Annotated in this window: 21 protein-coding genes and 3 pseudogenes; 17 read left to right on the top strand and 7 right to left on the bottom strand. The window is 71.5% G+C overall.

The window, feature by feature from the left end; translation table 11 throughout:
- Nucleotides 1-9: 9 nt before the first annotated feature.
- Complete coding sequence (locus tag Acy02nite_RS15990) at nt 10-1,050, bottom strand: zinc-dependent alcohol dehydrogenase family protein (RefSeq protein WP_203741312.1); 1,041 nt, start codon at nt 1,048-1,050, stop codon at nt 10-12.
- Nucleotides 1,051-1,138: 88 nt separating this feature from the next.
- Here Acy02nite_RS15990 and Acy02nite_RS46525 point away from each other — a divergent pair, with 88 nt between their 5' ends.
- Entirely contained in the window at nt 1,139-1,495 is a 357-nt protein-coding gene (locus Acy02nite_RS46525) for a rhodanese-like domain-containing protein (protein WP_239174901.1), read from the top strand.
- Between the two features lie 50 nt (nt 1,496-1,545).
- Here the strand turns inward: Acy02nite_RS46525 and Acy02nite_RS15985 are convergent.
- A pseudogene (locus tag Acy02nite_RS15985) lies at nt 1,546-2,367 on the bottom strand (EamA family transporter); the annotation flags it as partial.
- A gap of 69 nt (nt 2,368-2,436) precedes the next feature.
- On the opposite strand from Acy02nite_RS15985, the gene Acy02nite_RS15980 reads away from it, so the two are divergent.
- The 3 genes and pseudogenes from Acy02nite_RS15980 (at nt 2,437) to Acy02nite_RS15970 (ending at nt 5,248) form a co-directional block, all read left to right on the top strand.
- Nucleotides 2,437-3,393 carry a GlxA family transcriptional regulator gene (locus Acy02nite_RS15980; RefSeq protein ID WP_239174888.1) on the top strand — a complete coding sequence of 319 codons (957 nt, stop codon included), beginning with the start codon at nt 2,437-2,439 and terminating at the stop codon, nt 3,391-3,393.
- A 682-nt stretch (nt 3,394-4,075) separates the two neighbouring features.
- A pseudogene (locus Acy02nite_RS47490) lies at nt 4,076-4,282 on the top strand (SDR family NAD(P)-dependent oxidoreductase); the annotation flags it as partial.
- A 114-nt stretch (nt 4,283-4,396) separates the two neighbouring features.
- Nucleotides 4,397-5,248 carry an SDR family oxidoreductase gene (locus tag Acy02nite_RS15970; protein WP_203741375.1) on the top strand — a complete coding sequence of 284 codons (852 nt, stop codon included), beginning with the start codon at nt 4,397-4,399 and terminating at the stop codon, nt 5,246-5,248.
- On the opposite strand, the pseudogene Acy02nite_RS47735 reads toward Acy02nite_RS15970, so the two are convergent.
- Nucleotides 5,190-5,411, bottom strand: a pseudogene (locus tag Acy02nite_RS47735) (dipeptidase); the annotation flags it as partial. The gene Acy02nite_RS15970 and the pseudogene Acy02nite_RS47735 sit on opposite strands and share 59 nt — an antisense overlap.
- A 345-nt stretch (nt 5,412-5,756) precedes the next feature.
- Here Acy02nite_RS47735 and Acy02nite_RS15960 point away from each other — a divergent pair.
- Nucleotides 5,757-6,965 carry a PP2C family protein-serine/threonine phosphatase gene (locus Acy02nite_RS15960; protein WP_203741310.1) on the top strand — a complete coding sequence of 403 codons (1,209 nt, stop codon included), beginning with the start codon at nt 5,757-5,759 and terminating at the stop codon, nt 6,963-6,965.
- The gene (locus tag Acy02nite_RS15955; RefSeq protein WP_203741309.1) at nt 6,965-7,321 is read left to right on the top strand and encodes an STAS domain-containing protein; all 357 of its coding nucleotides are present in this window, start codon (nt 6,965-6,967) and stop codon (nt 7,319-7,321) included. Before Acy02nite_RS15960 ends, Acy02nite_RS15955 begins: the two co-directional genes overlap by 1 nt.
- Before the next feature lie 29 nt (nt 7,322-7,350).
- Here the strand turns inward: Acy02nite_RS15955 and Acy02nite_RS15950 are convergent, their stop codons facing one another.
- Complete coding sequence (locus Acy02nite_RS15950) at nt 7,351-8,256, bottom strand: LysR family transcriptional regulator (protein WP_203741307.1); 906 nt, start codon at nt 8,254-8,256, stop codon at nt 7,351-7,353.
- Nucleotides 8,257-8,322: 66 nt separating this feature from the next.
- On the opposite strand from Acy02nite_RS15950, the gene Acy02nite_RS15945 reads away from it, so the two are divergent.
- Together Acy02nite_RS15945 and Acy02nite_RS15940 are read left to right on the top strand one after the other, a co-directional pair.
- Entirely contained in the window at nt 8,323-9,093 is a 771-nt protein-coding gene (locus Acy02nite_RS15945) for an inositol monophosphatase family protein (RefSeq protein WP_203741305.1), read from the top strand.
- A 2-nt stretch (nt 9,094-9,095) separates the two neighbouring features.
- Nucleotides 9,096-9,707, top strand: coding sequence for an NAD(P)-dependent oxidoreductase (locus Acy02nite_RS15940; protein WP_203741303.1), 612 nt, complete (start codon nt 9,096-9,098; stop codon nt 9,705-9,707).
- A 59-nt stretch (nt 9,708-9,766) separates the two neighbouring features.
- Here Acy02nite_RS15940 and Acy02nite_RS15935 read toward each other — a convergent pair whose 3' ends face one another.
- A complete protein-coding gene (locus Acy02nite_RS15935; protein WP_203741300.1) occupies nt 9,767-10,666 on the bottom strand; it encodes a cutinase family protein in 900 nt (299 codons plus the stop codon).
- A gap of 202 nt (nt 10,667-10,868) precedes the next feature.
- Here Acy02nite_RS15935 and Acy02nite_RS15930 point away from each other — a divergent pair, with 202 nt between their 5' ends.
- Both Acy02nite_RS15930 and Acy02nite_RS15925 read left to right on the top strand, forming a co-directional pair.
- Nucleotides 10,869-11,780 carry an STM4015 family protein gene (locus Acy02nite_RS15930; protein WP_203741299.1) on the top strand — a complete coding sequence of 304 codons (912 nt, stop codon included), beginning with the start codon at nt 10,869-10,871 and terminating at the stop codon, nt 11,778-11,780.
- Between the two features lie 157 nt (nt 11,781-11,937).
- Nucleotides 11,938-13,428, top strand: coding sequence for an arabinofuranosidase catalytic domain-containing protein (locus tag Acy02nite_RS15925; RefSeq protein ID WP_203741298.1), 1,491 nt, complete (start codon nt 11,938-11,940; stop codon nt 13,426-13,428).
- Nucleotides 13,429-13,492: 64 nt separating this feature from the next.
- Here the strand turns inward: Acy02nite_RS15925 and Acy02nite_RS46515 are convergent, their stop codons facing one another.
- Nucleotides 13,493-14,500 (bottom strand): Pecanex-like protein 1, encoded by a 1,008-nt coding sequence (locus tag Acy02nite_RS46515; RefSeq protein WP_239174884.1) that lies wholly within the window; start codon nt 14,498-14,500, stop codon nt 13,493-13,495.
- A gap of 231 nt (nt 14,501-14,731) precedes the next feature.
- Between Acy02nite_RS46515 and Acy02nite_RS15915 the strand changes: the two genes are divergently transcribed.
- Entirely contained in the window at nt 14,732-14,998 is a 267-nt protein-coding gene (locus Acy02nite_RS15915; RefSeq protein WP_203741297.1) for a hypothetical protein, read from the top strand.
- Entirely contained in the window at nt 14,995-15,792 is a 798-nt protein-coding gene (locus tag Acy02nite_RS15910) for an SAM-dependent methyltransferase (protein ID WP_203741296.1), read from the top strand. Before Acy02nite_RS15915 ends, Acy02nite_RS15910 begins: the two co-directional genes overlap by 4 nt.
- Before the next feature lie 190 nt (nt 15,793-15,982).
- Here the strand turns inward: Acy02nite_RS15910 and Acy02nite_RS15905 are convergent, their stop codons facing one another.
- The gene (locus Acy02nite_RS15905; protein WP_203741295.1) at nt 15,983-17,002 is read right to left on the bottom strand and encodes a LacI family DNA-binding transcriptional regulator; all 1,020 of its coding nucleotides are present in this window, start codon (nt 17,000-17,002) and stop codon (nt 15,983-15,985) included.
- A 176-nt stretch (nt 17,003-17,178) separates the two neighbouring features.
- Between Acy02nite_RS15905 and Acy02nite_RS15900 the strand changes: the two genes are divergently transcribed.
- From Acy02nite_RS15900 to Acy02nite_RS15880, 5 genes are all read left to right on the top strand, one after another.
- Nucleotides 17,179-18,477 carry an ABC transporter substrate-binding protein gene (locus Acy02nite_RS15900; RefSeq protein ID WP_239174882.1) on the top strand — a complete coding sequence of 433 codons (1,299 nt, stop codon included), beginning with the start codon at nt 17,179-17,181 and terminating at the stop codon, nt 18,475-18,477.
- Nucleotides 18,474-19,367 carry a carbohydrate ABC transporter permease gene (locus tag Acy02nite_RS15895; RefSeq protein WP_203741293.1) on the top strand — a complete coding sequence of 298 codons (894 nt, stop codon included), beginning with the start codon at nt 18,474-18,476 and terminating at the stop codon, nt 19,365-19,367. The genes Acy02nite_RS15900 and Acy02nite_RS15895 overlap by 4 nt, the downstream gene beginning before the upstream one ends.
- The gene (locus tag Acy02nite_RS15890; protein ID WP_203741292.1) at nt 19,367-20,173 is read left to right on the top strand and encodes a carbohydrate ABC transporter permease; all 807 of its coding nucleotides are present in this window, start codon (nt 19,367-19,369) and stop codon (nt 20,171-20,173) included. The genes Acy02nite_RS15895 and Acy02nite_RS15890 overlap by 1 nt, the downstream gene beginning before the upstream one ends.
- A gap of 5 nt (nt 20,174-20,178) precedes the next feature.
- Nucleotides 20,179-22,098, top strand: coding sequence for a glycoside hydrolase family 127 protein (locus tag Acy02nite_RS15885; protein WP_239174879.1), 1,920 nt, complete (start codon nt 20,179-20,181; stop codon nt 22,096-22,098).
- Nucleotides 22,099-22,440: 342 nt separating this feature from the next.
- Entirely contained in the window at nt 22,441-24,072 is a 1,632-nt protein-coding gene (locus tag Acy02nite_RS15880) for a methyl-accepting chemotaxis protein (protein WP_203741291.1), read from the top strand.
- Nucleotides 24,073-24,228: the final 156 nt, after the last annotated feature.

The raw sequence follows: 24,228 nt of genomic DNA, 5'->3' as shown, positions 1-24,228 counted from the left end.
TCCGGTACCTCAGCGGGACGGGTCGACCATCGTCATGCCGGCGACCGTGGCCCGGTCGAAAGCGGGCAGCATGGACGCGGCCCCGGCCAGGCCCACGGTCCGTTCGATCAGGCGCTGCGGCTGCAACGAGCCGTCCGCGATCAGGGCCATCATGGCCGGATAGTCAGCGGCCGCCATCCCGTGACTGCCCAGCACGTCCAGCTCCCAGCCGATCACCCGGTCCATCGGCACCCGCGGGTGACCGCCGACCGGTGGCAGCAGCCCCACCTGCACGTGCCGGCCCCGGCGGCGCAGGCTCAGGATCGCGTCCGAGCAGGTCTGCTCGCTGCCGACCGCGTCGACCGCGACGTGGCTGCCACCGCCGGTCAGCTCCGCGACCGCGGCCGGGACCTCGGTGCCGCCGGCCAGGATCACGTGCTCGGCGCCGAGCGTGGACGCGACGGCGAGAGCCTCCGGGTTCCGGTCGACAGCGATCGCGCGGCCGCCCAGCGCGCGGGCGATCATCACGGCGCTCAGCCCGACGCCGCCGGCGCCGACCACCGTCACCCACTCGCCCGCGGTGACCCGGGCCCGTCCCGCGAGAGCCCGGTACGCCGTGGCGAACCGGCAGCCGAGGCTCGCCGCTGTCGCGTAGCCCACCTGCTCGGGCAGCGCGACCAGGTTCGTGTCGGCGGCATGCAGGGCCACCAGCTCGGCGAACGAACCCCAGTGGGTGAAGCCCGGCTGCTCCTGGTCGGGGCAGACCTGCCCGTTCCCGGCCCGGCACCACTCGCACCGGCCGCACGCGCACACGAACGGGACCGTCACCCGGTCGCCCGCCCGCCACCGCTCGACGCCCTCACCGACCTCCGCCACCACGCCGGCCAGCTCGTGCCCGGGCACGTGCGGGAACGTGATGTCGTCGTCGTGCCCGGCCCAGCCGTGCCAGTCGCTGCGGCACAACCCGGTCGCCATCACCCGCACGACCACACCGCCGGGCGGCGCGACCGGCTCCGGCACCTCGCGGACCTCGGGCAGGGCTCGGACAGCATCGATCACCACGGCTCGCACGGCACCATCCTGCCAAACGAGGCATGATCAACCGGTGACGACGGTGACAGGCGGCGTGGACGCGCTGCTGGAACAGGCTCGGGCCGGGATGCGGCGACTGGACCCGCACGAGACGTGGGCGGCGATGACCGGTGGCGCGCTGCTGATCGACACCCGCACCGACCGGCAGCGGGCCCGGCAGGGCGATCTCCCGGGCGCGATCGTGATCGACCGGACCGTGCTGGAGTGGCGGCTCGACCCGGCCTCGGAGAACCGGATCCCCGAGGCGACCTGCTACGACGTGCAGATCGTCGTCGTCTGCCGCCAGGGCTACTCGTCCAGCCTGGCCGCCGCGAGCCTGCGGTCGATCGGACTGCACCGGGCGACCGACCTGGCCGGCGGCGTGGAAGCCTGGCTGGCGGCCGGGTTGCCGGTCACGGGCGGGCCGGCCGACGTACGCGAATGAGAAGTTGATCCGGAATCTGGTCGTGCACCCGGAGCCAGGACGATCAGGGCGACTCCGATCGCGATGAGCACCGTGGCGGCCAGCATCCGCGCGGTGAGCGGCTCGCCGAGCAGCCACCAGCCGAGCAGGACCGCGACGACCGGGTTCACGAACGCGTAGGTGCCGGCGACGCGCGGCGCGACGTTCTCCAGCAGCCAGGTGTACGCCGTGTACGCGACGATGCTGCCGAACACCACGAGATACGCGAGCGCGAGCACCGACCGTGGAACCAGCTCCACCCGGCCGAGCTCGCCGGAGACCGCGGCCAGGACCGTGAGGATCGCCCCGGCGCAGAGCATCTCCACGGCGCTGGCCATCAACGCCGGCCGCGGCAGCGACAGGTGACCGGCCCAGACCGAGCCCAGCCCCCAGCACAGCGCCGCGCCCAGGGCGACGGCGATGCTCACCGTGCTGCCCGTCCCCTCCGGCCGGGCCAGCACGACGACACCGCCGATCCCGGCGAGGATCCCGGTGGCGACCGGCCAGGAGATCCGCTCCCGGTCGGCGAACCGGCGGCCCACCACGATCCACAGCGGAATCGTGGCCAGGAACAACGCGGTGATCCCGGAGGAAAGTTCCTGCTCGGCCCACGCGGCGCCACCGGTTCCGGCGGCCGGCAGCAGCAGACCCTGGAGCGCCCCGGCCCGCCACTGCCGCCTTCCGGGCAGCGGCATCCGCCGCAGTCGGCAGTACGCCAACAGCAGCGCCCCGGCGATCAGGAAGCGCACCGCGTTCAGTGTCAGCGGCGGGATGCCGGCCAGGCCCACCTTCTGCGCGAGATAGGTGGAACCCCACACGACGTACACGATGAGAAGTGGTCCTCCGAAGCTCATGACCCGCACGTACCCGTGGGCGGACGGCAGTTCTGCCACGCATGCCGCAGTTCGTGCCATGCTGGGGCCGTGCTGACCGACGTCGCGGTCGTGGTGGCCGAGCCGGTGCCCGCCTTCGAGCTGGGCGTGACGAGCGAGATCTTCGGGCTGACCCCGGCCGGGTCCGGCCTGCCCCGGTACGAGTACGCGGTCTGCGCCCAGCGGTGCGAGCCGATGCGCACGTCCTCCGGCTTCACGATCGTGCCCAGCCACGACCTGCGACGCCTCGACAGCGCCGACCTGATCATCGTGACCGGCGCGTCGCCCATGGTGGAGCCGCCCGGCGAGCAGCTGACCGCGGCGCTGCACCGGGCGGCCGGCCGCGGCGCGACAGTGGCGGCGCTGTGCACCGGCGCGTTCCCGGTCGCGGCGACCGGGCTGCTCGACGGGCGGCGGGCGACCACCCACTGGTCGTCGGCGGCCGAACTGGCCCGGCGCTTCCCCGCGGTGACCGTCGACCCGGACCCGATCTACATCGTCGACGGACCGGTCGCGACCAGCGCCGGGTCGTCCGCGGCCATCGACCTGTGCCTGCATCTGATCAGGCGCGAGTTCGGGGCGGCGGTGGCCAACCGGGTCGCTCGCGAGATGGTCGTGCCGCCGCACCGCAGCGGCGGGCAGGCGCAGTTCGCCCGGACGCCGGTGCCGGCCACCCACGCCGGGCCCGGCCTCGCGGAACTGCTCGACTGGGCGGTGGAGCACCTGGCCGAGGACCTCTCGGTGGAGGCGCTCGCCGGGCGGGCCGCGATGTCCGCGCGCACCTTCATCCGCCATTTCACCGCGGCGACCGGGACGACCCCGGCTTCCTGGGTACGGGACCAGCGCATCCGCCGCGCCGAGGAGCTCCTGGAGCGCGACGGCGCCACCGTCGCGTCGGTGGCCCGGCGCTCGGGTTTCGGCAGCCCGGACACCCTGCGCCGGCACTTCCGCCGGGCCCGCGGCGTGACCCCCGAGGCCTATCGCGAAGCTTTCCGCCCCATCCCGTAAACCCCGCCGCCCCGCCCGCTGCCGCCCTGTCCGCTGCCGCCCCTGCCCGCCGCCGCCCTGTCCGCTGCCGTCCCCGCCCGCCGCCGCCCCGCCCACTCCGCCCTGTCCGCTGCCGTCCCCGCCCGCCGCTGCTCTGCCCGCTGCCGCCCGCCGCCGCTGCTGCCTCCCGTGAGCTGCCGTGATGCCGCCCGTCCGCCCGCAGCCCCGTGCGCTGCCGCCCGCCGTGCGCTGCGGATGATGCCAGCGGTCCGCTGCCGCCTGCCGTGCGCTGCCGCTGCCGCCCGTCCGCCCGCAGCCCGTGCGCTGCCGCCCGCCGTGCGCCGCCCGTGATGCGGGCCCTCCGCTGCTGCCCGCCGTGCGCCGCCCGTGAGGCGCCGGCCGTGCGCTGCCGCCCTGCCGTGCGCTGCCGTGGATGCTGGCCGTGCGCTGCCGCTGCCGCTGCCGCTGCCGCTGCCGTTGCCGCCGCCCCCGCCCGCAGCCCGTGCGCTGCCGCTGCCACTATCCGCGGCTGTCATCGTCTTGTGGCGCCGCCGACCGTGTCGTGGCCCATGAAACTGGACGCCCTCGACCTCGGTCGTGGCGCCTGGAGGTTTCCTTTATCCGGGGTGGTGGAGCTTTTCTTCGCCCTCTTGGTGGTGGAACTCTTCCTCGCGTGTGGGCGGTGGAATGTTCCTTCGGCTGAGTGGGCGGTGCTTTTCTTCGGCGGCTCGGCGCAGGTTCGGTTGGGGTGGCGCGGCGGGGGTACCTCCTCGCCGTGGAAACCGTGGTGATCACCGGGGCATCGAGCGGAGTGGGGCGGGCCGCTGCGCTCGCCTTCGCGCGGGCGGGGGCGAGGTTGGTGCTTTCCTCCCGCTCCGGGCCGGCGCTGGAGGAGGTTGCCGCCGAATGCCGGGCCGCCAGGGCGGAATCGGGCGCGGTGGCGCGGCCTGGTGCGGGCAAGGTGGCGCGGCCTGGCACGGGTGTGGCGGCGCGGCCTGGCGCGGGCACGGCGGCGCGGCCTGGCATGGGTGTGGCGACGCGGGCCGGCACGGGCGCGGTTCCGGGGGTCGACTCGGGTGCGGTGGCGCGGGCCGGCGCGGAGGCGGGAGGGCCTGGCGAGGCCGAGGGCGGAGTGACGGTCGTGGTCGCGGACGTAACCCGGCCGGACACCATCGAGGCGGTGGCCGCCGCGGCCGGGGATCGCATCGACGTCTGGGTGCACACCGCCGCGGTGATGGCCTACGGGCGGTTCGAGGACGTGCCCGCCGACGTGTTCGACCAGGTGGTGACCACCGACCTGCTCGGCGCGGCGACAGTGGCCCGGGTGGCGCTGGCACGGTTCCGGCAACGGGGACGCGGGGTCCTGATCTTCGGCGGGTCGCTGCTGGGGACGGTCGTCACGCCGTACACGAGTTCGTACGTCACCAGTAAGTGGGGCCTGCGCGCGCTGGTCCGGGCGTTGCGGCTGGAGACCCGCGACGCTCCCGGCATCCACGTGTGCCTGGTCTCGCCGGGCGCCGTGGACACGCCGATCTACCGCAACGCCGCGAACTTCGCGGGGCGCATCGGCCGTCCACCGCCCCCGATCGACAGGGCGGAGAAGGCGGCGGCGGCCATCGTCCGCTGTGCTCGCCACCCGCGGGGGACGGTGAACGTCGGCGCCGCGAACAAGCTCATCCTGTTCGGCTTCGTCGCCACCCCGGCGCTGTACGACGTGCTGGTCGGCCCGTTGATGCGGCTCGCCGGACTGTCCCGGGAGAAGGTCGGCCCGCACCCGGGCAACGTGTTCGCACCGCCGTCACCGGACGCGGAGGCCGTCAAAGGACGCCGCCGAGCCGGCCCAGCAGCAGCGCTTCGGCGAGGCAGGTCCGGGTGAAGTCGGCCAGGTGCAGGCTTTCGTCCGGGCCGTGTGCACGGCAGTACGGGTCCTCGATGCCGGTGACCAGCAGCGCCGCCTCCTGGAACCGGCGCTCGAAGGTGGCCACGCACGGGATCGACCCGCCGATGCCGATCTCCACCGGCGCGGTGCCGTCCCAGGCGGGTGGTCAGGGCGGCGCGTCGTACGCCTGACAGGTCGTGTCGATGACGTACGGTTGACCGGCAGCCGCACGCCTCGCGGGGCGTGGTCGTGGAGGTGGGCGCACAGGCGCAGCCGCTGAGCAGCTCGGCGACGAGTGACGCCGACCGGTCGAGGTGCGCGTGGTCGGAACCGTCGAACGCGAGCCCCGGAATGCGGACGAGCCGTTTCAGGTCGGCGACGACGCCGTCCATCTCCCGGCGCAGCGCTGTTTCGATGCCCACGGTCATGTGTCGCCTCCGGTGATCAGGGGAAACCGGCAGGGACATACCCGTCAGCAGCCGCACCTCACCACCGGGATCCCGCCATGGACGAGACACGATGGTTCCGGGCGCTCCAGGACCTTCTGGGCGCCGCGCATCTCGTACGACCCGACGGCCTCGCCGCGACGGTCGGCGCCGTGCTGGCCGGGATCGGCGTGCGCAGCCGAATCTGGCTGGTCGACTACGAGCAGGTCACCCTGCGTGCCCTGCCCGAGGCCGGCAGACCGGCTCCGGAGCCGCTGCCGGTGGACAGTTCGCTGGCCGGCCGGGCGTTCGCCCGGGTCGTCTCGATCCGTGGCGAGGGCGACCGGTGGTGGGTGCCGATGGTCGACGGCACGGATCGGCTCGGCGTCATGGAGTTCGCCGGGGAGGATCTCCCGCCGGCCCGGTGCGAGCTGGTCGCAGGCCTGGTCGGGCACCTCGTCTCGGCCATCTCGGCGCGGGGCGATCACCTCGAGCGGGCCCGGCGCTCGCAGCCGGTCACCCCGGCCGCCGAGCTGGTGTGGCGGCTGGTCCCGCCGCTGACCGCGAGCTGTGACCGGGCGGCGGTCAGCGCCGTGCTGCAACCCTGCTACGACGTGGGTGGCGACGGCTTCGACTACTCCCTGGAGGGCGACACCGCGCACCTGGTGATCCTCGACGCGGTCGGCAAGGGGATGACGGCGGGAGTGGCCTGCGCCGTCGCGATCTCCGCTGTCCGGGCCGCCCGCCGCAACGGTGCGGATCTGCTGGAGCAGGCACGAACCGCGGACCGGGCGCTGACCGAGCAGTTCCCGGAGGGCCGGTTCGTCACCGCCGTGCTCGCCGAGATGCGGCTCGACACCGGTGCGCTGCGCTATGTCAACGCCGGTCATCCCGAGCCGCTGCTGGTGCGCGGTGGCCGGCTGGTCCGGGAGATCCCGCACGGCCGCCGCCTGCCGCTGGGCCTGGCGGACGACGACGTACGGGTCGGTCAGGAGTCCCTCGAGCCGGGGGACCGCCTGCTGCTCTACACCGACGGGGTCACCGAGGCCCGGACCGCGGACGGCGAGCGGTTCGGGTTGGACCGGCTGGTCGGCCTGGTGGGGCGGCATGCGGCGGACGGGCTGCCGGCGCCGGAGACCCTGCGCCGGCTCGCGCACGCGGTCATCGATCATCAGGGGGCGACCCCGGACGACGACGCGACCCTGCTGATGGTCGAATGGTCGGCGGCGGCCGCGCGTAATACGCTACCCAAAGCGGGACAGACCGCCCCCGACGAGGAGAGCGGCTGATGAGCGAGCAATACCTGAGCGTGAGCGTCGAGCAGGTGGCCCCCGCGGTGACCGTGCTGACCCCGATCGGTGAGATCGACCGCGACAGCAGCCCGGCGCTCGCCGAGGCGGCCGAGCCGCCGCTGGACGCCGACGGGTGCCGGCTGATCGTCGACCTGTCCGGCGTGACGTTCTGTGACTCGGCCGGCATCAACCTGCTGTTCCGCCTGCATCGGCGGGTGGCCGCGCGCGGCGGCGCGGTGTCTGTGGCGGGGGCGCGGGGGATCGTGCTGCAGGCGCTCACGGTGATCAACATGAGCCGGATGCTGAGCATGCACCCGACCCTCGACGAGGCGGTCCGCGAGGCCACCGCATAAGGTGCGGCGTGGCCCTGGCCGCGGCCGTGCTACGAACCGCGGCCCAGCACCGTCGTGAACGCGTCGCGGACCCGCTCGCGCAGCCAGGCGTGGGCCGGGTCGGTCTCGTAGCGCTGATGCCATCCGCAGGTGATCGGCGCGCCCGGCAAGGTGATCGGTAGCGGCGCGCTGACCAGGTCGAACGCGGTCTGCAGCGGCCGCCAGGTCAGCTCCGGCGCGATCAGCACGGCGTCGCTGCCCGCGATGATGCTCGCCGCGGTCGCCGCGGTGCCGACGGCGGCGAGGACCCGCCGCCGCAGCCCGTGCGACTCCAGGATCGCGTCGACGGGGTCGGTCAGCCGCCCGCGGCGCGAGATCAGCACGTGCGGGTGCGCCGCGAATTGTTCGAGACCAGGGCTTTGCGCGTACGGATGGTGCCGGCGCATCACCAGGACGAACTGATCGTGCCCGACGGTCGCGTGCCGGATCTCCGGCAGCGTGGGAACGTCTGCCCCGATCTCCAGGTCGACCCGGCCGTGCCGCAGCTCGTCGGTGTCCACGGCGGCCTCCGGCAGGAACCGCAGCCGGACCCCGGGCGCCTCCGTGACCACGGTGGCCAGCAGCGGCGGGGCGAGTGCGGTCGCCAGCATGTCGTGGCACTGCAGGGTGAACACCCGGTCGAGCCCGGCCAGGTCCAGCTCGCGGCTCGGCGCGAGCACACTCTGGGCCTGACGCAGCAGGTCACCGACCTGTTCGCGGACGGCGATCGCGTACGGCGTCGGGGTCATGCCCCGCCCGGTGCGCACCAGGATGTCGTCGCCGGTGAGCCGGCGCAGGCGGCCGAGGCTGCGACTGACCGCGGGGGAGGAGAGCCGCAGCCGCTGCGCCGCGCCTGCCACGCCGCCCTCCTCCAGGAGCGCGTCGAGCACGGTCAGCAGGTTCAGATCCAATTGCATGACGGTAAATCATAGGGTAACAACGTTGCACTGGACTTAACGGTGTGCTGATTCGATGCTTGACGCATGAACTTGGTGAGTGTGGTGACAGAAGCGGTGCGCGAGGCCGCGTCCCTGGTCCAGCGTCCGGCGAGCACGCCGGTCACGTCCGCGGAGCTGTTCGCGGCGCTGCGGGCCAACGACGACGCCGTCTCGGCCTCGCTGCGACCGGTGTTGATCGACGCGCTGCCGGGGTCGCAGTGGACGTCGGACGAGCACGGCTCGGGGCCGATGCCGGCCGGGGACTGGTGGGTCGTCGATCCGGTGGGCGGCAACATGAACGCGGTGCAGGGCATGCCGGACTGGAACATCGGCGTCAGCCTGGTCCGCGACGGCTCACCGGTGCTGGCGGTGCTGTACGCGCCGGCGACGAAGGAGATGTTCACCGCGACCGCGGGCGAAGGAGCTCTTCTCGGCGGGACGCCGATCCACGTCTCGGCGAAGACCGATCTGTCCCTGGCGCTGACCGGAACCGGTCAGGCCAAGCCCGATCGCGATCCGGCGCGCACCGCGCGGGTGGGGGCCGCCGTCACGGCGATGATGCGCAAGGCACTGTACGTACGGGCGTCGGTCCCGGTCGGTCAGCAGCTCGCGCAGGTGGCGGCCGGGCGGATGGACCTGCACTGGCAGTTCGACAACCTGCGGTCGCACATCGCGCCGGTCCTGCTGGTCCGGGAGGCGGGCGGGATCGTGACCGATCTGGACGGCAAACCGTGGGACGTGACCAGTGCCGGGTACGTCGCGGCGGCGCCCGGGGTGCACGCGGCGGGGCTCGACGTGCTGCGGGCGGTGCGGTGACCATGGAGATCACCGTGCTGGGAGCATCCGGCGCCACGGGACGCGAGCTGACCCGTCAGGCCCTCGCGCGCGGGCACACGGTGGTGGCCCTCGCCCGTACGCCGGAGAAGCTGTCCGATTTCGACTCTCACATGCTCACCCGGGTGGCCGCCGACGTGCGGGACCCGGCGAGCATGGCCGCCGCCCTGGCCGGACGGCAGGTGGTGGTCTCCGGGCTCGGCATCGCCCGCGGGGACCAGCCGGGAGCGCTCGTCGCGGGGGCCCGGGCGCTGGCCGGGGTGCCGCGGGTGGTGTGGCTCGGCGCGTTCGGCACCGGACCGTCGGCCCGGGCGGGCGGGCCCGTCACCCGGGCGCTGCTGCGGATGCTCGGCGATCAGCTCGCCGACAAGGTGGCCGCGGACGCGATGGTGCTCCAGGCGGGCGGGACGGTGTTCCACGCCGGGCCGCTGTCGAACGGGCCGCTGAGCCCGTCGCGGCGCACCGCCGCGCTGCGGGACGCACCGAAACGCCTGCTCCCGGCCATGGTCAGCCGGGCGACGGTGGCTGCCGCGATGCTCGACGAGGCGGAGCACCCGGCGTACGCGGGTGGTGTGGCTCTTCCTCTGCCACGGTGAAAGCTGCCGCGGTGAGACCGGTGCGGCGCCTCGGGTCGCTGACGCCGCACCGGCTCCGGTCAGCCGCCGATCTTCGACAGGATGAAGTCCTGGGCGACCCTGTTGTACTTGCGCGTGTAGCTCAGGTGCGTCGCCACACTCGCCCCGCTCGCGCAGAACGTGTCACCGGTGTCGCAGAAGGACTGGGTGCGGTCCGCGAAGGCGTCCAGCGAGGCGTCGTTCCCACGGGGGAAGAGGCCGCGCGTACGGGAGGTGCCGGCGTTGAACGACTTGCCCGGGACGAACCGCGGGTCGCCCATCAGGACCACCGCGACCACCTTGTCCGACACGTCGGTGGAGATCGCCGCGCTCTGCGTGAACCCGGCGGCCCGCCCGGTGCCGGCGAGGACGTCGCCGATGACGTGCGCGCCCTGCGAGTAGCCCATCACCACGATCTTGGTGTCCGGGCAGTTCCGGGCCTCGTCGGTGAGCTGGGTGGTGAGGGCTCTCGTGCCGGCCGCGACGCTCGGCGGGTACGGGTTGAGCAGCGCCGGGTAGTCGGTCGCCTCGACCGTGATCTTCTGGTCGCTGGCCCGGGTGACAGCGGTCGCCAGCGAGCCGATGATGCCGGTGCCGGGCGCCTCGGTCGAGGCCCGGGTGACCACGATGTGCGCGTCCGGGCAGTTCCCCGGCTGGTCACCGGTCGAGGCGACACGGGTGCTGCCGCCGAGGCCGGAGAACCGGAGCCCGTTGCCGGCCGCCCCGAACCCGGTGCGTGCCGCGCCACCGGAGCCGGCGGCTGCCGCGGTTCCGGGCTGGGCGCTCTGGCGGGAAGCGCCCAGCCCGGGGATCGTCGCGGCGAAGCTGTTCTGGACGACGAGCAGCGCGCCGACGGTCACGGCCGCGACGGCGCCGCCCAGTGCGACGCGCTTGCGCAGCGATCGCGGGCCACGGCGTTCGCTGGACCTCCTGGGAGACATCGAAACCCCTCTCGGTCTGTCTGCACTCGATGTGCAAATACCTGCCCCGGGATACGGTCCGCCGCCGCGAAAGGTTGAACCCTTCGTCGATCCGTTTCCGGCCGGACCCGCCCCCACCTGCCCGAACATCGACGATCGCAAGATCGGCGGGGGGGGGCTTGTTACCGTGACGGCGCTCTGTTCCGATCGCCGAGGAGGTCCGATGAGCATCGACGACGCGCTGCGGACGTTCGCCGGGCTCCCGGTCGTCAGCTGGGAGGACGGTGCCGGCGGCGACCCGGCGAGCGTCGCCTGGCGGATCAACAACTACTACGGGACGGAGCGGTTCCCGGCCCTCTTCGAGGAGTTGATGGAGCAGACCGGCCCGGGCGGCCCGGTCGCGCTCATCGTCCAGGACTGGGGTGCCTCGCATCGCGACCCGTTCCCGGCCGGGGTGCTGGCGGGGAACGCGGACCGGCTCGGCAACCTCCGCGCGCTGTTCATCGGCGAGATGTCCAGCGAGGAGTGCGAGGTCTCGTGGATCCGGCACGGCGACATCACGCCGTTGCTGACGGCGTTCCCGCGCCTGGAGCACCTGTGGGTGCGGGGCGCGGACGGCCTGGAGCTGACCCCGATCCGCCACGAGAGCCTGCGGGAGCTGGTGTTCCAGTCCGCGGGCCTGCCGGCCGGGGTGGTCCGGGCGATCGGCGCCGCCGCCCTGCCCGCTCTGGAGAGTCTCGAACTCTGGCTGGGCGTCGGGCGGCACGGCGGTGACGTGACCGTCGCCGACCTGGCGCCGATCCTGGCCGGCCGGTCGTTGCCCGCGCTCACCCGGCTCGGCCTGCGCAACGCCGAGATCGCCGACGAGATCGCCGAGGCGGTGGCTGCGGCGCCCGTGGTCGCCGGGCTCCGGGTGCTCGACCTGTCGATGGGCATGCTCAGCGACCGCGGCGGCGAAGCACTCCTGGCCGGGCAGCCGCTGACCCATCTGGAGACGCTGGATCTGAGCCACCATTTCCTGTCGGCGGAGCTGGCGCGACGCCTGGTCGAGGAGTTGCCGGCGGTGGCCGTCGACGTCTCGGACGAGCAGGTGGAGCAGCAGTGGGGCGGCCAGTACACGGCCGTGACCGAGTAGGCGCGGTCGTCCCGCGCCTCGTTAGCGTTCACAACGCGTGCCCCTTGACATCGCGGCTACATCCACGAAAATCGATGTTAACTTTCACATCTGTGGATCCCCAGGCGGCTGGCGCGCAGTGCGGTGGCCGCCCCACACGCACGCGAAAGGTTCCCCCATGTCCCGATCTCCGCGCGCCCGATGGCGCGCCTTCCTCGCGGTCGCCGCGACCGCTCTCGTCGCCGCCGCGGGCCTGGTCGCCGGTGCCGGCGCAGCGAACGCCGCGGGCACCCTGCCCTGTGACCTCTATGCCGCCGGCGGCACGCCCTGCGCGGCCGCGCACAGCACCACCCGGGCCCTGTTCGGCGCCTACAACGGCTCGCTCTACCAGGTGAGGCGCTGGTCCGACGGCGCCACCAGCACCATCGGCACGCTCGCCGCGGGCGGGTACGCGAACGCCGCCGCGCAGGACTCGTTCTGCTCCGGCACCTACTGCACGATCGTGCGGATCTACGACCAGACCTCGAAGCACAACGATCTGACGATCGCGCCCGGCGGCGGCGCCAACCCCACCGCCGACCAAGGCGCGAACGCGGCCGCGTTGCCGGTCACGGCCGGCGGCCACAAGGTCTACGGCGTCTACATCTCGGCCGGCAACGGTTACCGCAACAACGCGACCAGCGGCGTCGCCACCGGCAGCCAGCCCGAGGGCATGTACATGGTCACCGAGGGCACCCACGTCAACGACCGCTGCTGCTTCGACTACGGCAACGCCGAGACGAACAACATGGACACCGGCAACGGCGACATGGACGCCATCTACTTCGGCAACCTGTGCTGGTTCTCGCCCTGCGCGACCGGCCCGCGGGTCGCCGCCGACCTGGAGAACGGCCTGTTCGCCGGTGGCAACGGCTCGAACACCGCGAACACCGGCCGCAACAGCGCGTTCGTCACCGCGGTGCTGAAGAACAACGGCACGACGACGTACGCGATCAAGGACGGGAACGCCCAGTCCGGCGGCCTGGCGACACGCTACAACGGCGGGCTGCCGACGCAGTCGGGCTACCGTCCGATGACCAAGCAGGGCGCGATCATCCTCGGCATCGGCGGCGACAACAGCAACGGCTCGGTCGGCTCGTTCTTCGAGGGCGTCATGACCAGCGGCTACCCGTCCGACGCCACGGAGAACGCGGTCCAGGCGAACATCGTGTCGGTCGGCTACGGCAAGAGCGTCACGTTCCCGGTCAACGGCGCCACCTACCGGCTGACCAACGTGCAGAGCGGCAAGGTGCTCGACGCGGTCAACTGCGGCACCGCCAACGGCACCGCGGTCGACCAGTGGCAGGCGCTCGGCAACACCTGTCAGCAGTGGAGGTTCACCAGCGTCGGCGCGAACAAGTGGACGCTGACCAACGTCAACGCCGGCAAGGTCCTCGACGCGGTGAACTGCGGGCTGGCGCTGGGCACCGCGGTCGACCTCTGGCAGTCGCTGGGCAACCTGTGCCAGCAGTGGGCGGTCATCCCGGCCGGCAACGGCAAGTACGAACTCGTCGTGGAGAACAGCGGCATGGTCCTCGACGACCAGGACTGCGGCACGGCCAACGGCACTCCGGCCCGCCTCTGGATGTGGCTGAACAACCCGTGCCAGCTCTGGTCCATCGCTCCGTAACACCGGTGGGTGACGGAAAAGACCGGCTACCGTCGTACGGCAGCCGGTCTTTTCCGTCAGTGGATCAGCGGACCTGGATGCGGACAGCGTCCATGGCCGGCGTCTGGTTCGCCCGCTCCATCATCGGGATGCGGTGCGAGCCGTCGCCCGCCCACGAGGCGCACTGCGCGGTGCCGGCCTGCGGCAGCCCCGGCACCTGGATGGTCACCGAGTCGGGCGTGCGGCCACCCTTGCTGTCCTCGGTCGCCACGAAGAACGCGGGGACCGGATCGGGCGCGGGCGCCGTGTTCGTGCTGGCCAGCATGCGGCACGCGGTGTGGAAGTGACCCCGCACGATGCCGTTGCGCAGCACGCTGGATTCCACGTAGTACCCGCCCTGCCCGGCCGCCAGGAAGCGGTCGCGGATCAGGTTCCGGGTGCTGACCCGCAGCGTGAACGCCTGGTTCCGGTTGACCTGGCGGGGCGCCTGCGTGATCAGCAGCGAGGCGTCGTTGGCCGCCGACGCGACCTCGCCGAACTCGGTGCTGACGCAGCGGTCGCCTTTCTGGAAACCGTCGTGCGCCGGCAGCTTGCTGGTGTCGCAGCTGTTGGTCAGGATCCCGAGGTTCCCGCCCGGCGCGGTGGTGGCCGCGACCGTCGTCGGCGCCGCGGTGGCGCCACCGCCGTTCTGGTTCAGCGTGCACCCCGACAGGCCCGCGGCGTTCAGGTTCGGCTTCGGCGCGTTGCGGCCGATCGCGGTCTCGATCCGGCTGATCGTGGCGAACCGCTTCTCCTTCAGCGGTCCGAGGATCGCGTTCTGGATGAAGTTCGCACCGCCCTGGCCCTGCGTCGAGACGATCCGCTTGTTGGCTTCGTCGATCTGCGTCTTGAGCAGGGCGAGGTTCTGGTTGACCTCGTTCTGCGCCTGTGCCGGGATCGACACGGTGATCTTGACGTCGGGGCAGGTGACGGTCGGCGTCTTCGTCTCCGCCGCGGACGCCACCCCGAGTCCGATTCCGGCCAGGGTCACCGCGACCCCGACCACCGCGACGATCTGCCAGCGTCGCGACTTGTTGATCTTTGACCGATACATTGGCCTGTGCCTTTCCCCATGGCATGGCATGCCTTCGGCCATCGATACGGGATCGCTCCCACGGCGGATCAACAGAGGCGTGGCTGTTTTCAAACTTAAGATCAACTTCACTTTCCCGGTACGTCGTGAGGGGCGCCCCGATTGCCCGTACCGCTCCGATTTGCGTCGATTGCCGCGTCGGTCGCGTCATGCTGGAGGCGCGGTACCGTACCGATGGGGTGAAGAGGTCTCATGGCCGATCACGAAGCGGACAGCCTGTTCGAGGCAAGCGCGCGTCTGCAGGCCGACGCCACCGAACTCTGCGAGCAGGCCGCCGCCGCTCTCGCCGCTGCCCAGGCACGCCGCCGCCGCGAGAACCGCCGGTCCCCCTCTGAGCCGCCGGTGCCGTGCGGGCAGGCCGGACCGGGCGCCGGCCGGTGCTCGTGGCACCCGCGCGGCAGCCGCGGCGACTACAGTGGCGCCAAGTCGTTACCCGACCACGGTGAGGTGCCGCGATGACTCCGGAGCCCGACATCAGCGGCCTCAACACGTCGCGCCGCTACAACCAGTGGCTGGGCGGGAAGGACAACTACTCCGCGGAGCGTGAGTCCACCGCGACGATCGTCGGCGTGCTGCCGAACATGATGGCCGCCGCGCGCGAGGGCCGGGCCGTCGTCATCCGCGTGGTGCGCCATCTGGTCGCCGATCGGGGCATCGGCCAGATCCTCGACATCGGCGCGGGCCGCCCGCTGTCGCCCAATGTGCACGAGGTCGCACAGGAGGCAAACCCGGCAAGCCGGATCGTGTACGTCGACAACGACGCCCTGGTCGGGGTCCAGCACCGCGGCGTCACCCTCAGCGGCCCGGACGGCGTCGCCGAGTTCGTCGACGGCGACCTGCTCGACGTCGAGGCAATCCTCGCCGACGAGCAGGTGCGCAGCGTGATCGATTTCAGCGAGCCGGTCGCCGTGCTGCTGGGCAGCGTCCTGCACCTGGTCGACGACGACGAGCGTGCCCACCGGGCCGTCCGCACCCTGATCGCGGCCCTCGCCCCGGGCAGTTACGTGGTGATCGTCCACGGCACCTTCGACACCCTGCCGGCCGCGGTCCAGGCCAAGGTCCAGGCCCTCATCGACAGCGGCGAGCACGGCGTCTACCGGGCCCGTGGCCGCGACGAGGTCGCCGCTTTCCTCGACGGGCTGGAGCTCGTCGAGCCCGGCATCGTCTCCAGCGTCGAGTGGCGCCCGGCCGGGGAGGTCACCACCAGCGTCGCCGACGCCATGTGCTGGGTCGCCGTCGCCCGGGTTCCCTGACGCCCCGGCCGGCGCCACCGGAGGTCAGCGCGACTTGCTGATGCCGAGGTCCGCGCGGCCCGCCGATGGCAAGATCCGCGCTGGCGAACGTGCCGTGTGACGGGTTGGCGCCGCCCGCGCCGCCGCAGTGCGGGTCCGGCTCTGGTTGACGGCCTCGACACCGCCGCCGCGAGCCCGTCGGCAAGAGGGTTCAGGAGGACTCGCGGATCACCAGGCGGCAGCCGACCGTCTCCACGCCGCCCTCCAGGGTGCCGTCGATGGCCGCGAACAGGCGCTGCGCCGCCAGCCGCCCCAGCTGCTCCAGGTTCATGTCCACCGTCGACAGCGGCGGCCGCGCGTTGGCGGCAAGAATGTTCCAGTTGTCGAAACCGATCACCGCCACCTTCCCGGGCACGTCGAGGTTCTCCTGGTGCAGCGTGTCGAGGACGCCCCGCGCGATCTCGTCCGACCCGGCGAAGATCGCGTCGACATCGGGGGTGCGCTGCAGGACCATCCGCGTCGCACCCCGGCCCCACGCCTCCGACCACGACCCGAACCACACCTGCTCGCCGGCGAGCGCCAGCCCCTCCTCGCCCAGTCGCTCCAGCGCTCCGCGGGCGCGGTCCTGCGCGGCGCCGTAGGTCTCGTCGCCGGTGATGTGGGCGATCCTGCGGCGCCCGTGCCGGATCAGGTGGTCGACGGCGAGCCGCCCGCCGCCCACGTTGTCGGTGACCAGGGAGAGGTCGTCCGGGTCCGCCGAGGGGGAGTAGGCGTAGATCACCGGCACCGGCAGGTCGCGCCCGAGCGAGGCCCGCGCGTCCGGCCGCGCCCCCACCACGATCAGCCCGTCCACCCGCCGGGACAGCAGCGCGCGCAGGTGATGCTTCTCCCGGACCGCGTCGCCGCGCGCGTCGCAGAGGAAGACCGAGGTCTGGTCCGAGCCGAAGGCGTCCTCGGCGCCCATCAGGATCGGTATCGAGAAACGTCCCTCCAGGTCGGACGTCAGCAGCCCCACCGTCCCGCTACGTTGGGTGATCAGACCCTGGGCGAGGGTGTTCGGCGAGAACGACAACTGCTCGGCCGCCCGGATCACCCGGGCCCGGGTCTCCGCCCGGACCTGCGGCTGGTTGTTCAGCGCCTTCGAGGCGGTCGCGATCGAGACGCCGGCCAGCTTCGCGACATCACGCAGTGTCACGGCGCGGTTGGCGCTCTGCGCCGGTTCCGACTCCATCGAAGCTCTTGACAACGGTTTTTCCTCCGTATTACGTTCTCGAAAACGTTTTCGGCAAGTCGGAGAATTCTTCGACTCGCGTATTTCTCGCTGTTCATCGCCTCCTCTTTCAAGGAGGAGGCTCATTGAAACATACCAGTACCGAAACTCCGAAAACTCCTGACTGGGAGGCTGTTTTGCGTACCCGGATAGTGCGGCGGGCCATCGCCGGTGCCGCCGCGATCGGGCTGACGGTGGCGATGGCCGCCTGCGGTGGTGGCGGCACCAAGGCCGAGGCGCCGACCGCCGCGGGCGCCGACGGCGTCGACGACGGCGCGGCGCTGACCCTGTGGACCAGGGCGCCGCTGGAACTGCAGGCGAAAGCGCTGGTCGAGGCGTACAACAAGACGCACCGCAACCAGGTGAAGCTGACCATCGTCCCGAACGACGACTACGTTGCCAAGGTCGGCGCCGCGGCCGGCAGCAGCCAGCTACCCGACCTGTTCGCGGCGGACATCGTCTACGTGCCGAACTGGACGAAGGCGGGGCTTTTCGCCGACCTGACCGACAGCATCGCGAAACTGCCCTACGCCGACAAGATCAACCAGGGGCACCTGCGGGCCGGCACCTACGAGGGCAAGAAGTACGTGATGCCGTTCGTCCTCGACCTCTCGGTGATGTTCTGGAACAAGAAGCTCTACCGGGAGGCCGGCCTCGACCCGGAGAAGGGGCCCACGACCCTTGACGAGTTCAGGGCGCAGGCCCTGGCCGTGCAGAAACTGAACAGAAAGGACACCTACGGCACCTACTTCGGCGGCAACTGCGGTGGCTGCAACGTCTTCACCTGGTTCCCGATGGTCTGGGCCTCCGGCGAGGAGGTGATGAACCCGGAGGGCACGCAATCGCTGCTCGACGGGACCGCCGCGCAGAAGGTCTACAGCACCTGGCGCGAGCTGCAGTCGGCCGGCGCCATCGCACCCGGCGCCAAGGACGAGACCGGCGCGACCTGGGTCGCCGCGTTCCAGCAGGGCAAGATCGGCGTGATGCCGTACCCGGCGACGTTGCTTTCCACCGCGGCGAAGACCGTCGACGTCGGCGTCACCCCGATCCCCGGCGTCAGCGGCGGCGGCGCCACCTTCGTCGGCGGTGACGGCGTCGGCATCTCCAAGGACTCCACGAAGACCCAGCAGGCGTGGAACTTCCTTTCCTGGCTGATGTCCGACAAGGCCCAGGTGGACGTGCTCGCCGCCGGCAACAGCAGCGTCTCGCGCACCGATCTCGCCGACAACCGGTACGCGGCCGAGGACCCGCGCCTGGTGACGATCAACAAGGTCGCCGCCGATCCGCACAGCAAGACGCCGGTGTCGGTCAACTTCCAGCAGGCTTACAACGCTCCGGGCAGTCCCTGGGTCACCCTTTTGCGCGACCAGGTGTACGGCGACACCGGCACGCTCGGCAAGGACAACCAGGCCCTGTCGCAGGTGCTCGGCCAGTGACGGCGCTGCAGAGCCGGGCCGAAGTGGCGACGCTGTCCCGGGTACGGCGCCGCCGGCCCTCCCATCAGGGCTGGGCCTACGCCGCTCCGACAGCGGTGTTCGTGGTGATCTTCTTCGTCATCCCGATCGGGATCGTGGCCCGGATGGCGGTCTCCGACTGGGGACTGTTCGCGGGGTACCGGGGCATCAACGCGCCGGAGAATTTCTCCGACGTGCTCGACGACCGGCTGTTTTGGCCGGCTGTCGGGTTCACGGTCAAGTACACCCTGGTCACGACCGTGATCCTGCTCGCGCTCGCCCTCGGCCTGGCTCTGCTGGTGCAGGAGTCCACCCGCTGGACCGGGTTTCTCCGCACGTCGTTCCTGGTGCCCTCCGCTCTCGGCCTGGCCTCGGCGTCGCTGCTGTTCTACGCGCTCTACTCCCCGCAGAGCAGCCCGTTCGGCGCGGTGTCGTTCCTGGGCACGCCGGGCTCGGCGCTCTGGTCCACGGTGGCGTTGATCGTCTGGCGATACGCCGGCTTCTACATGCTCCTGCTGCTGGTCGGGCTGCAGGGCATTCCCGGCGACGTCTACGAGGCGGCCCGCCTCGACGGTGCCGGACGGTTCCAGACGTTCTGGCACGTCACGGTGCCGTTGATCCGGTCGTCGCTGGCACTGTGCACGATCCTCTGCGTCACCGGGTCGCTGCTGGCGTTCGACCAGTTCTTCATCCTCACCAAGGGCGGGCCGGACAACAGCACGATCACCATCGTCCAGCTCATCTACAACATGGCCTTCCAGGGACAGAACAACCTGGGACGTGCCGCGGCGCTGTCGATCCTGGTGCTCCTCGCGCTGCTGGTCCTCAACATCGCCCAGTTCCGTGGGCTTCGCGGCAAGGAGGAGAGCTGATGCTGCGTACACCCAGGCATGTCCTGACCGGGGGTCTCGCTCTTCTGTTCCTGTTCCCGCTGGTCTGGGCGTCGGTCGCCTCGGTCAGCCCGCAGGCCGGCACCAGGCAGATCCACGGCTGGGGCTTCGGGAACTACACGACACTGGCGCACTACCAGGCCGGGATCGGGCAGTACCTGCTGAACTCGGCGGTGGTGTCGGTGATGACGGTGCTTTTCACCCTGGTCGTGTCGTTGCTCGGCGGGTACGCGTTCGCGACGTTCGCGTTCCCCGGCAAGAACATTCTCTTCCTGGTCACCCTCGCGATCCTGATGGTGCCCTACGCGACGCTGCTGATCCCGCTCTACGTGCTGCTCAACCAGCTCGGCCTGCAGAACTCGCTGATCGGTCTGTCGCTGGTGCTCACCATGTTCCAGCTTCCGTTCGCGACGTTCCTGATGCGCATCTCGTTCGAAGCGGTGCCGAAGGATCTCGCCGAGTCCGCGCAGGTCGACGGCTGCGGAAGTTTCCGCACGCTGCGGCACATCCTGGTGCCGGCGGTGAAACCCGGCCTGATCACGGTCGGCCTGTTCGCGTTCCTCGCCGCGTGGAACGACTTCATCACCCCGCTGGTGCTGATCAGCGACTCCGCCAAACTGCCCCTCCCGCTGGCCGTCGCCAACATGCGCCAGCAGGTGATGGGCATCGTCGACTACGGCGCCACCGAAGCCGGCGTGGTCGTGCTCGCGCTTCCCTGCATCGTCCTGTTCCTCGCACTGCAGCGGCACTACGTCCGCGGCTTCATGTCCGGCGCACTCAAGGGCTGACACACGTGACCATCGAAGAAGCACTGACCTCCGCGGCATCCCGGACCTGGATCGAACGTGGCGGCACCCCGGCCACACCCGGCACTGGCCGGCTCCGGCCGCTCGGCCTGCGCGAAGTGACCCTGCGCGACGGTTTCTGGCACCAGCGCCAGCAGACCAACCGGGCCAGATCCTTCGCGCACATCGAACACTGGCTGGAAAGGGCCGGCTGGCTGGGAAACTTCTCCGCCCCGCCGCAGGAGCGCCGCGGCCGGGAGTTCTCCGACACCGAGGTCTACAAGTTCCTCGAGGCGATGGCCTGGGAGTACGGCCGCACCCGCGACCCCGGGGTGGAACGGCGTCACCGGGCGATCGTCGCCCGCGTCATCGCCGCCCAGCAGCCCGACGGCTACCTGAACACCAACTTCGGGCGGCCCGGGCAGCAACCCCGCTACAGCGATCTGGAATGGGGCCACGAGCTCTACTCGTTCGGCCACCTCATCCAGGCCGGCGTCGCCGCGGCGCGCACCTTCGGCGAGAACGAGCTGGTCGCCGCGGTGATCCGCGCCGCCGACCACGTCTGCGACGTCTTCGGGCCCGGCGGCATCGCCTCGGTCTGCGGGCACGCCGAGATCGAGCCGGCGCTCGTCGAGCTGTACCGGGTCACCGGCAACCGGCGCTACCTGGAGCAGGCGAGGCTGTTCATCGACCGACGCGGGCACCGCACGCTCGCCGACATCGAGTTCGGGCGGTCGTACTTCCAGGACGACGTGCCGCTGCGCGAGGCCACCTCGCTGCGCGGGCACGCCGTCCGGGCGGTGTACCTCGCCTCCGGGGCGGTCGACGTCGCGGTCGAGACCGGCGACACCGAGTTGCTCGCCGCGGTGGCCCGGCAGTGGCGGCACGCCGTCGCCCGGCGCACCTACCTCACCGGCGGCATCGGCTCACGCCACCAGGACGAGGCGTTCGGCGACGATTTCTTCCTTCCACCGGACCGCGCCTACTCGGAGACCTGCGCCGGCGTCGGCTCGGTCATGCTGGCCTGGCGGTTGCTGCTCGCCCAGGGCAACCCCCGGTACGCCGACCTGATCGAGCGGGTCCTGTTCAACGTCATCGCCACCTCACCGGCCGACGACGGTACCCGCTTCTTCTACGCCAACACCCTTCACCAGCGGGTTCTCGGCACCGAGCCGTCCGCCGACACCCAGGTTCCGCGGGCCGCCTCCACCCTGCGCGCCCCCTGGTTCGAGGTTTCCTGCTGCCCCACCAACCTGGCGAGAACCTTCGCGAGCCTCGCCGCCTATGTCGCCACCACCGACGACGACGGGGTGCAGATCCACCAGTACACCGCCGCCGGCATCGACACCACCCTGCCGGACGGGCGCGCGATCGGCCTGGAGATCGAGACCGACTACCCGGTCAGCGGACGGATCGGCATCCGGATCACCCGCAGCCCGGACACGCCGTGGACGCTGTCCCTGCGCGTACCCGACTGGGCCACCGGGGCCACCCTCGACGGTCTGGCGATCACCAGGGGTCTCGTGCGGACCCGCCGCCACTTCACGGCGGGGGAGACGCTGGTGCTCGACCTCCCGGTCCGCCCGCGGTTCGTCTCCGCCGACGAGCGGATCGACGCGGTACGTGGCCAGGCCGCGCTCGTCCGCGGCCCGGTCGTGTACTGCCTGGAGTCCGTGGACATTCCGCGCGACGTGCCGCTGGAAGACCTGCGCCTGGACCCACGTATCGAGCCGGCGGACCGTGACGGGCATGTGCTCGCCGCGTTCCGGGCCACCAAGCCGACCTCGCACGACTGGCCCTACCAGCCACTCTCCGCGTCCCCCGAGGTTGGTTCGCCGATGAGAATCGCGCTGCGGCCCTACCACCGATGGGCTCGCCGCGGTCCGTCCACCATGCGCGTCTGGATGCCCCTGACGTTCGAACGATGAAGACGGCGGCGCCGGGTGGCCCGGTTCCGGACTCACCGTGGCTACCCTGCGCCGTCTTCACCTTCGCCTCCACTACCTCCGCCGTCACCACTTCCGCCTTCACCACTTCCGCCTTCGCCTCCACCACCACCTCCGCCTCCACCACCTCTGCCTCTACCGCCTCCACCACCTCTGCCTCTACCGCCTCTGCCTTCGCCGCCGTTGCTGACGGCGGCGGCGGGGTCCGGGGCGCGGGTGGCCTCGGCCGGGTCGAACCGGCGGGCGGCAACGGTCACCGGCTCAGGTCGGGGACGAACCTTCCGATAGGGCGATCGGAGTCCCGAAATCGGAAGGAGCTCAGCCATGGCACTGTCGCCTGCCGCCGAGCCGCGTCGTACCGGCGTCCTCAGCTTCTTCAGCGACCTCCGGGTGGGCCTGAAGATAAGTTTCGCCCTCCTGGTGGCGTTGCTGGCCGGGGTGGCTGTCGCGGCCGCCGGGCTCGTCGGGCTGAGCAAGGCGGATCAAAACGCCAGAGCGATCTACGAAGAAAATCTCCAACCTTCGCAGATGCTCGCCGTGGCGCAGGGCGCCTTCGACGACGAACTGTTCAGCCTGGCCCGGATGGTGATCGCCCCGGCCGACGCCGACACCGAGAAGTTCCGGCAGGAGGCGCTCGAAGCCCACGACGCCACCCTCCAGGGCATCAAGTCCTACGCCGATCTCGGGGTCACCGCCGAACAGCAGACCGCGGTCACCGCGATCACCGACGGGCTGGCAAAGCTGGCCGACATCCGCGATACCCAGCTCCTCGCCGCCGCGCGGACCAGCAACAACGCCGTCTACGCGGCTGCCTACGACAAGAACGCCGACCCGATCGCCGACGCGGTCAACACGGGGTTCGACACGCTCAGCGCCTTCGAGGCGGACAGCGCCGGCGCGGCGGCTCGCGAGAACACCGACTCCTACCATCACAGCCGTACCCTCATGTTCCTGATCCTCGCCGTGGGTTTCCTGGTCGCGGGGCTGCTCGGGTGGGTGACGGTGCGCCGGATCACCCGCCCGCTCTCGGCGGTCAACGACACGCTCGCCCGGGTCGCCGCCGGCGATCTGACCGGCAGTGTGGCCGTGCAGTCCCGGGACGAGGTCGGCGCCATGGCCGTCGCGCTGAACCGCGCCACGACGAACATGCGTGGCACCGTCGAGGCGCTCGGCACCGCTTCGGATTCCCTGGCCGCCGCCGCGGAGCAGCTTGCCACCACCAGCGGGCAGATCGCCGAGAACGCCGGGCGAGCCAGCGCGCAGGCCAGTGCGGTCGCGGTGTCGGCCGAGGACGTACGCCGGAATGTCGACACGGTCTCGGCCGGCTCGGAGGAGATGGGTGCGTCGATCCGCGAGATCGCGCAGAATGCGAACCAGGCGGCGGAAGTCGCCGGTCAGGCCGTCACGATGGCGGAAACGACCAACGAGCGGGTCACCCGGCTCGGCGCCTCCTCCGCCGAGATCGGCGACGTGATCCGGCTGATCACCTCGATCGCCGAACAGACCAACCTCCTGGCCCTGAACGCGACGATCGAAGCTGCCCGCGCCGGCGACCTGGGGAAAGGTTTCGCCGTCGTGGCGAGCGAGGTGAAGGATCTCGCCCAGGAGACCGCCAAGGCGACCGAGGACATCGGCACCCGGGTCGCCGCGATCCAGGCCGACACCGGCACGGCCATCACCGCGATCGCGGAGATCAGCGAGATCATCGCCCGGATCAGCGACTACCAGACCACGATCGCCGCGGCGGTGGAGGAGCAGACGGCGACCACCGGCGAGATGAACCGCGGCGTCAGCGAGGCGGCCGGCGGGGTCAGCGAGATCGCCGACGGCATCGAGAGCCTGGCCGACGCCACCCGCCTCACCAACGAGAACGTCGCCGAGGCTCAGCGGGCCGCCGCCGAACTGGCGCAGATGTCCGGCGACCTACGGGCGATGGTGGGAACCTTCCACGTCTGACGAGTGGAACCGGCCGGCCCCACCCCTGCTCCGCGGTGCATGCCGTCTAGGTCACCCGCCGAGCGTGCCCTCGTCGACGACCTGGGCCCCTTCCCTGCCAGACGGGCGACAGGCGCGTGGTGTCGCGGCTGTCGAAGCCCTGAGCGGGGCCAGGTC

The organism is Actinoplanes cyaneus (genome assembly GCF_016862095.1).
Taxonomy (GTDB): domain Bacteria; phylum Actinomycetota; class Actinomycetes; order Mycobacteriales; family Micromonosporaceae; genus Actinoplanes; species Actinoplanes cyaneus.
Note: the sequence above shows the minus strand (reverse complement) of the source record. Positions and strands in the feature narration are given on the sequence as shown.

What these genes read in the sequence shown, in the direction of transcription:
- Acy02nite_RS46515 (WP_239174884.1), bottom strand. Translation starts at nt 14,500, where the DNA reads ATGTATCGGTCAAAGATCAACAAGTCGCGACGCTGGCAGATCGTCGCG.
- Acy02nite_RS15910 (WP_203741296.1), top strand. Translation starts at nt 14,995, where the DNA reads ATGACTCCGGAGCCCGACATCAGCGGCCTCAACACGTCGCGCCGCTAC.
- Acy02nite_RS15960 (WP_203741310.1), top strand. Translation starts at nt 5,757, where the DNA reads ATGGACGAGACACGATGGTTCCGGGCGCTCCAGGACCTTCTGGGCGCC.
- Acy02nite_RS15935 (WP_203741300.1), bottom strand. Translation starts at nt 10,666, where the DNA reads ATGTCTCCCAGGAGGTCCAGCGAACGCCGTGGCCCGCGATCGCTGCGC.
- Acy02nite_RS15930 (WP_203741299.1), top strand. Translation starts at nt 10,869, where the DNA reads ATGAGCATCGACGACGCGCTGCGGACGTTCGCCGGGCTCCCGGTCGTC.
- Acy02nite_RS15945 (WP_203741305.1), top strand. Translation starts at nt 8,323, where the DNA reads ATGAACTTGGTGAGTGTGGTGACAGAAGCGGTGCGCGAGGCCGCGTCC.
- Acy02nite_RS46525 (WP_239174901.1), top strand. Translation starts at nt 1,139, where the DNA reads ATGCGGCGACTGGACCCGCACGAGACGTGGGCGGCGATGACCGGTGGC.
- Acy02nite_RS15915 (WP_203741297.1), top strand. Translation starts at nt 14,732, where the DNA reads ATGGCCGATCACGAAGCGGACAGCCTGTTCGAGGCAAGCGCGCGTCTG.
- Acy02nite_RS15950 (WP_203741307.1), bottom strand. Translation starts at nt 8,256, where the DNA reads ATGCAATTGGATCTGAACCTGCTGACCGTGCTCGACGCGCTCCTGGAG.
- Acy02nite_RS15970 (WP_203741375.1), top strand. Translation starts at nt 4,397, where the DNA reads ATGGGTGTGGCGACGCGGGCCGGCACGGGCGCGGTTCCGGGGGTCGAC.
- Acy02nite_RS15905 (WP_203741295.1), bottom strand. Translation starts at nt 17,002, where the DNA reads ATGGAGTCGGAACCGGCGCAGAGCGCCAACCGCGCCGTGACACTGCGT.
- Acy02nite_RS15880 (WP_203741291.1), top strand. Translation starts at nt 22,441, where the DNA reads ATGGCACTGTCGCCTGCCGCCGAGCCGCGTCGTACCGGCGTCCTCAGC.
- Acy02nite_RS15925 (WP_203741298.1), top strand. Translation starts at nt 11,938, where the DNA reads ATGTCCCGATCTCCGCGCGCCCGATGGCGCGCCTTCCTCGCGGTCGCC.
- Acy02nite_RS15940 (WP_203741303.1), top strand. Translation starts at nt 9,096, where the DNA reads ATGGAGATCACCGTGCTGGGAGCATCCGGCGCCACGGGACGCGAGCTG.
- Acy02nite_RS15890 (WP_203741292.1), top strand. Translation starts at nt 19,367, where the DNA reads ATGCTGCGTACACCCAGGCATGTCCTGACCGGGGGTCTCGCTCTTCTG.
- Acy02nite_RS15955 (WP_203741309.1), top strand. Translation starts at nt 6,965, where the DNA reads ATGAGCGAGCAATACCTGAGCGTGAGCGTCGAGCAGGTGGCCCCCGCG.